The sequence below is a fragment of the Microbacterium phycohabitans genome (assembly GCF_032464935.1).
Taxonomy (GTDB): Bacteria; Actinomycetota; Actinomycetes; order Actinomycetales; family Microbacteriaceae; genus Microbacterium; species Microbacterium phycohabitans.
Map to the genome: position 1 here is coordinate 414004 of NZ_JAWDIT010000001.1, position 12813 is coordinate 426816.

General features: G+C 72.5%; 9 protein-coding genes. 7 read left to right on the forward strand and 2 right to left on the reverse strand.

The genetic code is table 11. The annotated features are described in order from the left end of the window. Positions 1-63 precede the first annotated feature (63 nt). Positions 64-1830 carry an ATP-binding protein gene (locus tag RWH44_RS01935; RefSeq protein ID WP_316003267.1) on the forward strand — a complete coding sequence of 589 codons (1767 nt, stop codon included), beginning with the start codon at positions 64-66 and terminating at the stop codon, positions 1828-1830. A gap of 566 nt (positions 1831-2396) precedes the next feature. Here the strand turns inward: RWH44_RS01935 and RWH44_RS01940 are convergent. Next, positions 2397-3857 (reverse strand): NAD(P)H-quinone dehydrogenase, encoded by a 1461-nt coding sequence (locus RWH44_RS01940; protein ID WP_298874429.1) that lies wholly within the window; start codon positions 3855-3857, stop codon positions 2397-2399. Between the two features lie 108 nt (positions 3858-3965). Here RWH44_RS01940 and RWH44_RS01945 point away from each other — a divergent pair, with 108 nt between their 5' ends. The 3 genes from RWH44_RS01945 to RWH44_RS01955 all read left to right on the forward strand — a co-directional run bounded on the left by RWH44_RS01945 (position 3966) and on the right by RWH44_RS01955 (position 7803). Continuing rightward, entirely contained in the window at positions 3966-4799 is an 834-nt protein-coding gene (locus tag RWH44_RS01945) for a purine-nucleoside phosphorylase (RefSeq protein ID WP_316003268.1), read from the forward strand. Further along, the gene (locus RWH44_RS01950) at positions 4796-6628 is read left to right on the forward strand and encodes a phospho-sugar mutase (RefSeq protein ID WP_316003269.1); all 1833 of its coding nucleotides are present in this window, start codon (positions 4796-4798) and stop codon (positions 6626-6628) included. Before RWH44_RS01945 ends, RWH44_RS01950 begins: the two co-directional genes overlap by 4 nt. 224 nt (positions 6629-6852) lie before the next feature. Further along, positions 6853-7803, forward strand: a complete 951-nt coding sequence (locus RWH44_RS01955; RefSeq protein WP_316003270.1) for a type IV toxin-antitoxin system AbiEi family antitoxin domain-containing protein — start codon at positions 6853-6855, stop codon at positions 7801-7803. Between the two features lie 364 nt (positions 7804-8167). Here the strand turns inward: RWH44_RS01955 and RWH44_RS01960 are convergent, their stop codons facing one another. Further along, positions 8168-10096 (reverse strand): BglG family transcription antiterminator, encoded by a 1929-nt coding sequence (locus RWH44_RS01960; protein WP_298874422.1) that lies wholly within the window; start codon positions 10094-10096, stop codon positions 8168-8170. Positions 10097-10456: 360 nt separating this feature from the next. Here RWH44_RS01960 and RWH44_RS01965 point away from each other — a divergent pair, with 360 nt between their 5' ends. The 3 genes from RWH44_RS01965 to ptsP are packed head-to-tail and all read left to right on the forward strand — an operon-like array spanning position 10457 to position 12775. After that, a complete protein-coding gene (locus RWH44_RS01965; protein ID WP_298874421.1) occupies positions 10457-10783 on the forward strand; it encodes a PTS sugar transporter subunit IIB in 327 nt (108 codons plus the stop codon). A gap of 16 nt (positions 10784-10799) precedes the next feature. Further along, positions 10800-11075, forward strand: a complete 276-nt coding sequence (locus RWH44_RS01970; RefSeq protein WP_150952419.1) for an HPr family phosphocarrier protein — start codon at positions 10800-10802, stop codon at positions 11073-11075. 14 nt (positions 11076-11089) lie between these two features. Continuing rightward, entirely contained in the window at positions 11090-12775 is a 1686-nt protein-coding gene (gene ptsP, locus RWH44_RS01975) for a phosphoenolpyruvate--protein phosphotransferase (protein WP_316003271.1), read from the forward strand. Positions 12776-12813: the final 38 nt, after the last annotated feature.

Below are 12813 nucleotides of genomic sequence, written 5' to 3' on the forward strand. Positions count from 1 at the left end.
TCTTCGGCGTTTCTTGTCGAGGAGTGTCAAAAGAGCGGCGGGCCCCCTCGATAGGCTGGGAGGATGCCGAAGATCGCCAAGGTCCTTGTCGCCAACCGCGGCGAGATCGCCGTCCGTGTCATCCGCGCCGCCCGCGACTCGGGCAAGGCCTCCGTCGCCGTCTACGCCGACCAGGACCGTGACGCGCTGCACGCCCGCCTCGCCGACGAGGCGTACGCCCTCGACGGGTCGACCAGCGCCGACACCTACCTCTCGATCGAGAAGATCCTCTCGGTCGCCCGCCGTTCCGGCGCCGACGCGGTGCACCCCGGATACGGATTCCTTGCGGAGAACGCCGACTTCGCCCGCGCCGTCATCGGTGCCGGGCTGGTCTGGATCGGCCCCTCGCCCGACGCCATCGAGGCGCTCGGCGACAAGGTCACCGCGCGTCACGTCGCCGAGAAGGTCGGCGCGCCCCTGGCTCCCGGCACCCCCGGCCCCGTCTCGGGGGCCGATGAGGTCATCGCCTTCGCAGAGCAGGTGGGACTGCCCATCGCGATCAAGGCCGCGTACGGCGGTGGCGGGCGCGGCCTCAAGGTCGCCCGCGAGCTCGACGAGGTCGCCGAGATGTTCGAATCGGCCACCCGCGAGGCCGTCGCCGCCTTCGGCCGCGGCGAGTGCTTCGTCGAGAAGTACCTCGACAAGCCGCGCCACGTCGAGACGCAGTGCCTGGCCGACGTCGCCGGCAACGTCGTCGTCGTCTCCACGCGCGACTGCTCGCTGCAGCGCCGCCACCAGAAGCTCGTCGAAGAAGCCCCCGCGCCGTTCCTCACCGACGAGCAGAACGCGATCCTCTACTCGGCATCCAAGGCCATCCTCAAGGAGGTCGGCTACGTCGGGGCCGGAACGTGCGAGTTCCTCATCGGAGCCGACGGCACCATCTCGTTCCTCGAGGTGAACACGCGTCTGCAGGTGGAGCACCCCGTGTCGGAGGAGGTCACCGGCATCGACCTCGTGCGCGAGCAGTTCCGCGTCGCCGAGGGCGAAGAGCTCGGGTACGACGACCCCGCCCCCACCGGGCACTCGATCGAGTTCCGCATCAACGGCGAGGACCCCGGCCGCGGCTTCCTCCCCCAGCCCGGCCCCATTCACGTCTTCAAGACCTTCGGCGGCCCCGGCCTGCGCCTGGACTCCGGTGTCACGGCGGGCGACACCGTCTCGGGCGCCTTCGACTCCCTGCTCGCCAAGATCATCGTCACCGGCCGCGACCGCGCCGAGGCGCTGGAGCGCGCCCGCCGTGCGCTCGACGAATTCGAGGTCGCCGGCATGCCCACCGTGCTGCCCTTCCACCGCAAGGTCGTGCGCGACCCCGCGTTCACGGCCGAGGACGGCGCCTTCGGCGTCTTCACCCGCTGGATCGAGACGGAGTTCGTCAACGACATCCCGGCGTGGGACGGCGAGCTCGACGCCCCCGCGGCCGCCCCGGGCCGGCACACCGTGGTCGTCGAGGTCGGCGGGAAGCGTCTCGAGGTGAGCCTGCCCGACCGCATCACCGCCGCCGCCCCGCAGGTCGGCCGCCCCGCCGCCGCCCCGCCGTCCCGCCGCTCGCACGCGGCCTCCCCCGCCGCCGGAGCGACCGGCGACGCGGTGAAGTCGCCGATGCAGGCGACGATCGTCAAGGTCGCGGTCGAGGAGGGCCAGCAGGTCGTCAAGGGCGACCTGGTCGTCGTGCTCGAGGCGATGAAGATGGAGCAGCCCATCCAGGCTCACAAGGACGGAACGGTCGCGTCCATCGACGCGAACCCCGGTACCACCGTCTCGGCGGGCCACCAGCTGCTGCTGATCAGCTGACCCCGGCTCGTTCGTCCGGCGCCGCACTCCTTCGGGGGTGCGGCGCCGTCGTTCGTGCGGCGCCCGCTGCACCCCCTCGTCCCACTTATGGTCAGTCCTACCGCCGGGCGCCGACTCCCTCGTCCCACTTGTGGCCGGTCCCATCGCCCACAACCCCCCAGAAGTGGGACATGCACCGACATAAGTGGGACACACGCGCGCACCCCGCGCACACACCCCGCCGCGCGCACCCCGCCGCGCGCACCCCACCGCACACACCCTTCGTCCCACTTCTGGCCGGTCCAACCGCGCATAACCCGCCACAAACGGGACGTGCACCGCCATACGTGGGACGCACAGAGAGAGGCGATGCCGCGGGGCGGCGGCATCCGGGATGGTCAGTCCTCACAAGGCAGCCGGAACGCGGCGGGGTGTGCCCCGCCGGCGCAGCCCACCCCGCGACAACGCGCGCTGCATGGACAAACGCGTTCCGGAAGCGTTTCTCCGTGCAGGAGCGTTCATCGGCGCGGGGACCCGCGGGGCACCGAACGGCGACGGATGCCGCGAGGCCGCGGCATCCGGTGTGCTCAGTCCTCGCCGGGGTCGTCGCGGTCGACGATGTGCATCGCGCGCGCGGCGTCGGTGATGCTCGAGGTCAGCGACGGGTAGACCGCGAAGACGCGGGCGACCTGGTCGACGGTGAGGCGGCGCTCCACGGCGATCGCGATCGGGTAGATGAGCTCCGAGGCCTTCGGGCCGACGATCACGCCGCCCATGACCGTTCCGCTTCCCTCGCGGGCGATGAGCTTGACGAAGCCGTCGGTGATGCCCTGCATCTTGGCGCGCGGATTGGCCGAGAGCGGGAGCTTGCGCACCTTGCCGGCGATGCGCCCCTCGATGACGTCCTGCTCGCTGAAGCCGACGGTGGCGATCTCGGGCGCCGTGAAGATGTTGGCCGTGATGCGGCGGGTCTCGAGCGGGATGACGATGTCGCCGAGCGCGTGGAAGATGGCCTGGCGCCCCTGCATCGATGCGACCGAGGCCAGGGGGTAGAAGTTGGTGCAGTCGCCAGCGGCGTAGATGTTCGGCACGGAGGTGCGCGCGACGCGGTTCACGCGGATGTGGCCGGATGCCGTCATCTGCACGCCCGCCTGCTCGAGGCCGAGTCCCGCGGTGTTCGGGATCGAGCCCACGGCCATGAGGCAGTGGCTGCCCTCGATCGTGCGCCCGTCGGACAGGGTCACGGTCACGCCGTCGCCGGTGTTGACGACCGAGTCGGCGCGGGCCTTCGCCAGCAGCGTCATGCCGCCGCGCTGGAAGACGCGCTCGAGCACGGCCGCGGCATCCTGGTCTTCTCCGGGGAGCACCTGGTCGCGGCTGGAGACGAGCGTGACCTTCGCCCCGAGGTTCATGTACGCCGAGGCGAACTCGGCGCCGGTGACACCCGAGCCCACCACGATGAGGTGCGTGGGGACCGACTTCATGTTGTAGAGCTGGGTCCACGTGAGGATGCGCTGGCCGTCGGGCTTGGCCGAGGGCAGCTCGCGCGGCGACGCCCCCACCGAGACGACGAGGGTCTCGGCTTCGACGCGGTCGAAGTCGGTGCCGCCGGCCTCGGTCGAGACCACCACGGCTCCGTTGCCGTCGAGGCGACCGTGACCGGAGATGATGCGCACGCCGGCGTCGAGCAGCGAGGCGCGCATGTCGTCGGACTGCTGGCGTGCGAGGGAGAGCAGACGCTGGTTGACCGCCGCGAGGTTGATGGCGACCTCGGGGGTCAGCGGCTTGCCGCGGTCGTCCTTCGCGAAGAGCTGAACACCCAGGTCGCTGGCGTTGCGGATGGCGACGGCCGCGTCGGCCGTGGCGATGAGCGTCTTGGAAGGGACGACGTCGGTGATGACCGCCGATCCCCCGACGCCGGCGCGCTCGACGAGGGTGACGTCGGCGCCGAGCTGGGCCGCGGAGAGGGCCGCCTCGTATCCGCCGGGGCCTCCGCCGACGATCGCGACGGACTGCTTGCGCTCGAAGCTCTGCACCATGGCATCCATTCTGTCAGCGCTGGGCGGATGCCGATGCGCCACCCAGGTCGGTCCGACACGCTGGGGGCATCCGTGTGCCGTCTGGCCCGCGGGCCCCGCACTTTCTAGAGTGGGGGAATGTCCAACAGCACTTCTCACCCGCTCGACGACCCGGCGGTCGACCCGTTCGAGGTCGCCACGGCCGCAGCGGCCGACATCGCCCGACTCTCCGGGGTCGAGCACCACGACATCGCCGTGACCCTCGGGTCGGGCTGGGGGCGCGCCGCCGAACTCATCGGCGAGGAGACGGCGTCGTTCCCCGCCACCGAGGTCACCGGCTTCAGCAAGCCCGCTCTCGAGGGGCACGTCGGCACCCTCCGCAGCGTCCGCACGGCCGGGGGCAAGAACGTCCTCGTGATCGGTGCGCGCACCCACTACTACGAGGGCCACGGCGTCCGCCGCGTCGTGCACAGCGTGCGCACGGCCGCGGCGACCGGCGCGACGACGATGATCCTCACCAACGGCGCCGGGGGCATCCGCGAGACGTGGAAGCCCGGTCAGCCCGTGCTGATCAGCGATCACATCAACCTCACCGCCGACTCGCCCCTCGAGGGCGCGACCTTCATCGACCTGACCGATCTCTACTCCGCGCGCCTGCGCGAGGTGGCGCGTTCGATCGACCCCTCGCTCGACGAGGGCGTCTACACGCAGTTCCGCGGGCCCCACTACGAGACCCCCGCCGAGGTGCAGATGGCCAAGACCATCGGCGGTCACATCGTCGGCATGTCCACGGCCCTCGAGGCGATCGCGGCCCGCCAGGCGGGCATGGAGATCCTGGGCTTCTCTCTCATCACGAACCTGGCCGCCGGCATCCAGAAGACCCCGCTCAGCCACGAGGAGGTCCTCGAAGCCGGTCGCGAAGCCGAGCCGGTGATCTCGGCCCTGCTGGCCCGCGTGATCGGCGCGCTGTGAGCGACCACGTCGACGCCGCCCGCGCGTGGATCGCGCAGGATCCGGATCCCGTGACCCGTGAGGAGCTCACCGCTCTCGTCGCGCGCGTCGAAGACGGGGATGCCGAAGCCGCGGCCGATCTGGAGGACCGCTTCTCCACCCGCCTGGCGTTCGGCACGGCGGGTCTGCGCGGAACCCTCGGCGCCGGTCCCAACCGCATGAACCGCGTGCTCGTGGCGCAGGCGGCGGCGGGCTTCGCCGCGTACCTGAGCGAGCGTGCCGGCTCGCAGACCCCGACCGTCGTGGTCGGCTACGACGGTCGGCGCAACTCCGACGTGTTCGCGCGCGACTCGGTCGAGATCTTCGCCGGAGCGGGGCTGAACGCCGTGCTGCTGCCGCGCCTGCTGCCCACGCCGGTGCTCGCGTTCGCCGTACGCCACCTGGGCGCCGACGCGGGCGTCATGGTCACCGCGAGCCACAACCCGCCCGACGACAACGGGTACAAGGTCTACCTCGGCGGCGACGACGAGGGCGCGCAGATCGTCTCGCCCGCTGACGCCGAGATCGCCGCCCACATCCAGCGGATCGCCGACACGGGCACCGTGAGCACGCTCCCCCGCTCGGTCGGCTACGCCAACGCCCCCGAGTCGGTCGTCGAGGCCTACGTCGCCGCGACGGCGGCCGTGGCGCCCGCGCCCGCGGGTGCCGAGGGACTGCGCTGGGTCTACACCGCGATGCACGGCGTCGGGTGGGAGACGGTGTCGAGGGTGCTCTCGGCCGCGGGCTACCCCGCGCCGGTGCTCGTCGAGGCGCAGATCCATCCCGACGGACGCTTCCCCACGGTCGCGTTCCCCAACCCGGAGGAGCCGGGCGCGATGGACCTCGCGTTCGAGACCGCGCGCGCGGCCGACGCCGAGCTCGTCATCGCGAACGATCCGGATGCCGACCGCCTCGCGGTGGCCATCCCCGACGCCGACGCCGAGGGCGGCTGGCGCCGGCTCACCGGCAACGAGATCGGGCTGCTGCTCGGGTGGCGCGCGGCGCGGGCCGCGGCATCGGCGCGCGACGCGGCGGCCGGGCGGGACGCGGCGGTCGGGCGGGACGCGGAAGCCGGGCGCGACGCGGCGGCGGGGCGGGACGCCGACACCGTGACGAGGGGTGGCGCCTCCGACGGCGCGACGGCCGACGCCGCCGAGCCGGCCTCCGGATCGCCGCAGGACGCCGGGGCACCGGCATCCCTCGCCTGCTCGCTCGTGTCGTCACCGGGACTGCAGGCGGTGGCCGAGCACTACGGCCTCGCCTTCCACTCGACCCTCACGGGCTTCAAGTGGATCTCGCGCGCGCCCGGGATCGTCTTCGGCTTCGAGGAGGCCTTGGGCTACCTCGTGAACCCCGGCACCGTCCGCGACAAGGACGGGATCTCCGCCGCGGTCGCGCTGCTCGAGATGGCGTCCGAAGCGCGCGGGCAGGGACGCACCGTGGCCGACCTGCTGCAGGAGTTCCGCGAGACGTTCGGCGCGTTCGCGAGCGACCAGATCTCGGTGCGCGTGAGCGATGTGAGCGAGATCGCCGGGATCATGGCATCCCTCCGCGCCCAGCCTCCGTCCGCCGTCGGCGAGGTCGCGGTGACGAAGGTCGACGACCTGCTGCTCGGCGTCGACGGGCTGCCGCCGGGCGACGTGCTGCGGGTGTGGCTCGAGGACGGTTCGCGCCTCATCGTGCGCCCGAGCGGAACCGAACCGAAGCTCAAGCTGTACCTCGACGTGCGCGGCTCGTCGGCCAAGAAGGCCGCGCGGCGCCTCTCCGCGCTTCGCGCCGGGGCCGAGGGGCTGCTGGCGTCGGTGCGCTGAGGGGACGCGCGCCGGGTGTGGGGCGGTCGCTGCGCTGACGCGACGGCTGCCGGGTTTGGGGCGTATTCCTCTCGTCGGGGCGTGATTCCTGCGCCCCGACGGGAGAGATCCGCCCCAAACCCCTTCTTGCGGGGGTCCTCCACAGGGGACCTCTCCGAGGCGTTCTCCCCAGCGGACGCGGCGATGGCGGATGCCGTGACCGCCGGGCCGCGAAACTGTCGGGCATGTCCGGCCTCGCTCTGCTCTCGCGCGACGATCTCGCGGCAGACGGCGTGGGCTCGTCGGCGCTCACGCGGCTCCTCGGCGCGGGTGCGGTCGTTCGCCTACGGCCCGGCGTATACGTCCGACCGGAACCGGGCTCCGCACCCACACCCGAGGAGGCGATCGTCCTTCGCGCGCGAGCGCTCGAGATGGTCAGCCGCGAACCGCCCGTCTTCTCCCACCTCACTGCGGCCGCGTTGCACGGTCTTCCCGTGTACGCGCCTTCATCGCCCAAGGTGCACGTGATCCTGGGACCGGATCGCCCGGGAGCCGCAACCGGCGTCGTGAGACACCGCGGGGAGGTCCCCGCCGAGCAGATCGTTCAGCGTCACGGCCTCCGATGCACCGGCCTCGAGCGCACTCTCGCCGACATCGCGCGCACCATGCCGTTCGAGACGGCGGTGTGCGCCCTGGACGCGGGGCTCCGCCCGGTGGCCGTTCCCGAGCCCGGCGCGTTCCTCCCACACGCGGCGGACGAACGGCGCGAACACATCCGCGACATCGCGCTGCGGTCCGCACACGGTCGGACCCGTGCGTTGCGCTCGGTGGCATTCGCGGACGGTCGTGCCCAGCTACCCGGCGAGAGCATCAGTCGCATCCGACTCGCCGAACTCGGGTTCGCGCCGCCCGACCTGCAAGTCGCCGTTCCCGGCCCCTCGGGCCGCCCCTACTACGTCGACTTCGGTCTCGACGACGTGCGCGCCTGGGGCGAGTTCGATGGCGAGTCGAAGTACCGGGACGAAGCCCTGCGTTCCGGTCTGTCGCTGGACGAGGTGCTTCTGCGCGAGAAACAGCGCGAGGACTGGATCCGCGGGCGCACGCAACGGCCGATGGCGAGGTGGCAGTGGGCGCACTTGCGCACCCGCGACGCCCTCGGCCGCAGACTCTCGACCTTCGGCATCCGCCCCCGCTGAGGCTCGCGCGCCCGACACGCGGCGCCTGGGGTTCGGGGCGCGCGGTGGCGTGCCGCCGGAGCCCGGGCTGCACTGTACGGGCACGCGCACCGAGGTTTGGGGCGCGTTTCTCCGTTCGGGGCGGAGGAATCACGCCCCGAAGCGAGAAATACGCCCCAAACCGGCTAGACGCACGGCGTCCCCCGTCCGCGGGCCACCGCCGAGCGCCGTCCTGCGAGCGCCGCGCGGGCGCGCGCACCGACGTTTGGGGCGCATTCCTTGGTTCGGGGCGGAGGAAACACGCCCCGAAACGAGAACAGCGCCCCAAACCCGGGAGACGCGCGGCATCCTCGAACCCCGGAGCCGCGACGCATCGCCCGCGGCGTCAGCCGTCGATCACCGCGACCAGCTCGTCGAGGAAAGCCGGGAAGTCGGTCGCGCGGCGGACGATGCGCTGCACGCTGTCGCGCTCGCTGAAGACCTCGACGAATTGCTCGAACACCGTCTGGAAGGCCTCGCGGTCGGTCTCGCTGAACGCCACGAGCGCCACCACCTGCACGCGTCCCTCGCCCCAGGCGATCGAGGGGTCGGCGATGCCGATGGCGATGCGGGTCTGCGTCGCGGTCATCCCCATCGCGTGCGGCACGGCGAGGGCGTCGGTGAACGCCGTCGACGAGATCGCCTCGCGCTCCACCGCGCGGTCCACGTAGGCCTCGTCGATGACCCCCTGCTCCACGAGCAGTCCACCCAGGCGACGGATGACGCCGGCCTCGCCGTCGGCGGCATCCAGGCCGCGCACGAACGCGCCGGGCGCGAAGTAGCGCTCGAGCTCGTCGCGCAGTCGCGCCAGGCGTCGTCCGCGACGGATGCGTCCGGCGGCGGCCTGCACCCGCTCGACGTCGGCGTCGGTGAGGAACGGCTGGATGCGCACGAACCGGTCGCCGGGCCGCGGCGGGTCGATCGTGGTGAGCACCAGGTCGGTCTCGATCGCGTCCCACGCGGGGTCGATGCGCGTCTCGACGCCGACGACCTCGATCGCCTGGCCGAGGGAGCGGTCGACGCTCGAGCGCAGCAGCTCGTGCAGTTCGTAGTACCCCGGGCACACGATGGTCGCGGTCAGCAGCTGGTCGGCACGGCGGCTGCGCTCGAGGCGCCCGCCGACGTGCATGGCGATGTAGGCGATCTCGTCGTCGAGGATCGGGATGCCGAGACCGTCCTGCAGGCCCTTCGCGATGTACACGGCGACCTCGAAGATCATCGGGTAGGTCGACTTCAGCGACCGCGTGAGCGGGTTGCGCGACCACGCCTGCTCGCGGGATCGGGCGAGGAGGTTCTGCACGTGCAGCGCCAGGCGCAGGATGAAGTCGTCGTGCGCGATGTCGACGAGGAACTCGGATGCCGCGTTGTCGACCACCAGCCGCACGGCGGCCTCCACCGCGGGGTCGAGGCGCGCGCGCACGTCGTCGGTGCCCGGCGAGCCCGGGGCGACGATGCGCGTCAGCACGAGGGTGGCGAGGTGCCGCAGGTCGCCGGAGCCGAGCTGCACGCCGATGTGCTTGACGGTGAGGCGGTCGAGCAGGTCGACCACCGCCGCGGCGGCGTCGGAGGAGTCGCCGCCGGGCGACCCGAGGGCGCGGTCGCGGGTGGTGCGATCGGCGGCGATGGCGATGTGCATCACGACGTCGCCGATGCCGATCTCGTTCACGTAGTAGCCCAGGGCCCCGAGCTCGGCCACGAGCTCGGCCTTGAACGGACCGAACGCCCGCGCCCCGACGGAGCGCTCGCCCAGTGTGCGCCGCAGGGCATCGAGGTCGAACAGGCCGGCGTCCATCTCGTCGTGCGCGAGTTTGGACAGCAGGCGCCGCTGAGCCACCTCGGTTCCGCGCAGGCGAGCGGTGGATGCCGAGCGCTCGAGGGTCAATTCGGTCCCCCCGAGCAGACCCCGCACGCGCGACAGGTCGGCCTCGAGAGTGGCCGTGCTCACGTGGAGCGCGTCGGCGGTCTCGAACACGTCGATACCGTCGGCGGAATCGAGCAGGCGACGCACGAGGGTGTGCAGGCGATCGCGCGGGGTGCCGGCATCCGAACCCGAGAGGGAACGCAGCGCCGCGGCGGCGTCGCCGCCCGCGCGATAGCCGAGCGGCCCCGACTCGATCGCCGCTCCCGACGGCACCCGGGCATTGATGGTCGTGACATAGGAGCGGATGCTGCGCGGCGTGACCCCGAGCGCGTCCGCCAGCGATGCGGCGGTCGACCATTCCCCGTCCCGCAGCAACAGGGCCAGCAGGCGGTCTTGGCGAGCCTTCGTCGTCACGATCCGTCCTCCGCGCCGCCCCGGTGGGCAGCGATCCGTCCATCCTTTCACGCCCATCCCCACCGGGCGCGGGAGCGCACGCGCGTGCGCACGAGCGGGCTCGGTCACGGGAGCACGCGCTCGCGCCGGGCACGGGGCGCACGCGTGCCCGGACGCGGGAAGCACGCGTGCCCGGACGCGGGAAGCACGCGTGCCCGGACGCGGGAAGCACGCGTGCCCGGACGCGGGGAGCACGCGTTCCGGGCGTGGAACCGCGCGAGCGGGAGGGGCCGTGGCATCCACGTTCCGGGGGGTGGGAAACGAACCTGGTTGTCTCCTGTGAAGCGGGTGCGGACAATCGAGAGGAAGAAAGGCCGGTCGATGAAGATCCTCGTGGTGTGCGGAGCGGGTGCGTCGAGCACGTTCGTGGCGCAACGCGTTCGTCGTGCTGCGCAGGATCGCGGTCTCGACTGCACCGTGTCGGCCGGAACCGCGCGTTCCGTGCCCGACGACCTCGACGCCGCCGACATCGTCCTCGTCGGTCCGCACCTGGCCGCCGACCTCGAGCACATCCGCCGCGAGGCCGAGCCGCGCGGTGCGACCGTCATCCTGCTTCCCGCCGACGTCTTCGCCGACCTCGGCGGAACCCGAACCCTCGCCCTCGTCGAGGACTCCCTGCGCTCCCGCCAGCCGGCGGACACGATCTGAGTCGACGGAGACACCCATGCCCCACTTGACCCGCACCGTCCGCATCGGATCGTCGCACGGTCTGCACGCGCGCCCCGCGAAGCTCTTCGCGCAGGCGGCGAAGGACTCCGGCATCCCCGTGACCCTGGCCAAGGACGCCGGCAAGCCCGTCAACGCCGCCAGCATCCTCGGCATCATCGCGCTGGGACTGGAACAGGGCGACTACGTGACCCTCACCGCCGACGGCGACAACGCCGAGGCCACGCTCGAGCGCCTCGCCGAGCTGCTGACCACCGACCACGACGCCGAGTAAGGAAGACAAGCACCATGACGGAACTCCGTGGAGTCGGAATCGGCCTGGGCGTCGCCCAGGGACCCATCGCGCGCATGGCCGAGCCCCTGCCCGCCCCGAAGGATGCCAAGAGCGAGCTGACGGTCGAGGAGGAGACGGCGCGCGTGCGCGAAGCCGTCGCCGCCGTCGCCCGCGAGCTCGAGGCCCGCGGGGCCCAGGCGGGCGGCGCCGCCCGCGACGTGCTCGAGGCACAGGCGATGATCGCCGAGGACCCCACCCTCGAGGCCGAGGTCGACTCCCGGCTGGCGGCGGGCAAGAACGGCGAGTTCGCCGTGCACGACGCCTTCGCCTCGTTCCGCGAGCAGCTCGTCGCCCTCGGCGGCTACCTCGGCGAGCGCGCGGCCGACCTCGACGACGTCGCCCAGCGCGTCATCGCGCGTCTGCGGGGCGTCGCCGCCCCCGGCATCCCCGATCCCGGTCACCCGTTCGTGCTCGTGGCGAAGGATCTCGCCCCGGCCGACACCGCGCTGCTCGACCTCGACAAGGTGCTCGCTCTCGTCACGACCGAGGGAGGCCCCACCTCGCACACGGCGATCCTCGCGCGCGAGAAGTCGATCGTCGCCGTCGTCGGCGCCGCGGGCGCCAAGGACCTCGTCGACGGTCAGCCCGTGATCGTCGACGCCGCCGCCGGGGTCGTCACCGTCGACCCGTCGGAGGACGAGAAGGCGCGCGCGCTCACGCGTGCCGCCTCCCGGGCCGCCGCGGCATCCGCCCCGATCACCGACGGCGCCCTCGCCGACGGCACGAAGGTGCCCCTGCTGGCCAACCTCGGCAAGCCCGGCGGTGCCGCCGAGGCCGTCGAGCTCGGCGCCGAGGGCGTGGGCCTGTTCCGCACCGAGTTCCTCTTCCTCAGCTCCAGCTCCGCCCCCACGGTCGAGGAGCAGCGCGCCGCCTATATCGAGCTGCTCAGCACCTTCCCCGGCAAGAAGGTCGTCGTGCGCGTGCTCGACGCCGGAGCCGACAAGCCGCTGCCCTTCCTCAACGACGCGCACGAGGAGAACCCGGCGCTGGGCCTGCGGGGCCTGCGCGCCCTGCGCGCGAGCGAGGACATCCTGCGCGAGCAGCTCACGGCCCTCGCCGAAGCGGATGCCGCGACGCGCAAGACCGAGGCCGGCCCCGCCGACCTGTGGGTGATGGCCCCGATGGTCTCGACCGTCGAGGAAACGCGGTACTTCACCGCCCTCGCCAAGGACTACGGCCTGAAGACGACGGGCGTCATGGTGGAGGTGCCGTCCTCGGCCCTGCTCGCGGACCGCATCCTCGACATCGCGGACTTCGCCTCGATCGGCACCAACGACCTGACGCAGTACACGCTCGCCGCCGACCGCCTGCTCGGCTCGGTCGCGTCGTTCCAGGACCCGTGGCATCCGGCCGTGCTCCGCCTGATCCGCGAGGTCGGCGCCGCGGGACGCACCCACGGCAAGCCCGTCGGCATCTGCGGCGAGGCGGCGGCCGACCCGCTGCTGGCCGTCGTGCTCGTGGGCCTCGGCGCCACCACCCTGTCGATGGCCCCGACGGCCCTCGCCGACGTGCGCGCCTCCCTGCTCACCCACACTCTCGACGATGCCCGCCGCATCGCCGAGGCCGCCCTGGCCGCCGATGACGCGGCCTCCGCCCGGGAGGCCGCTCAGGCAGCCTCCGCGAACACCGTCGCGGCGTGAGCCGCACCCCCCACCCGGCTTCGGCCGCAACGCTAGTC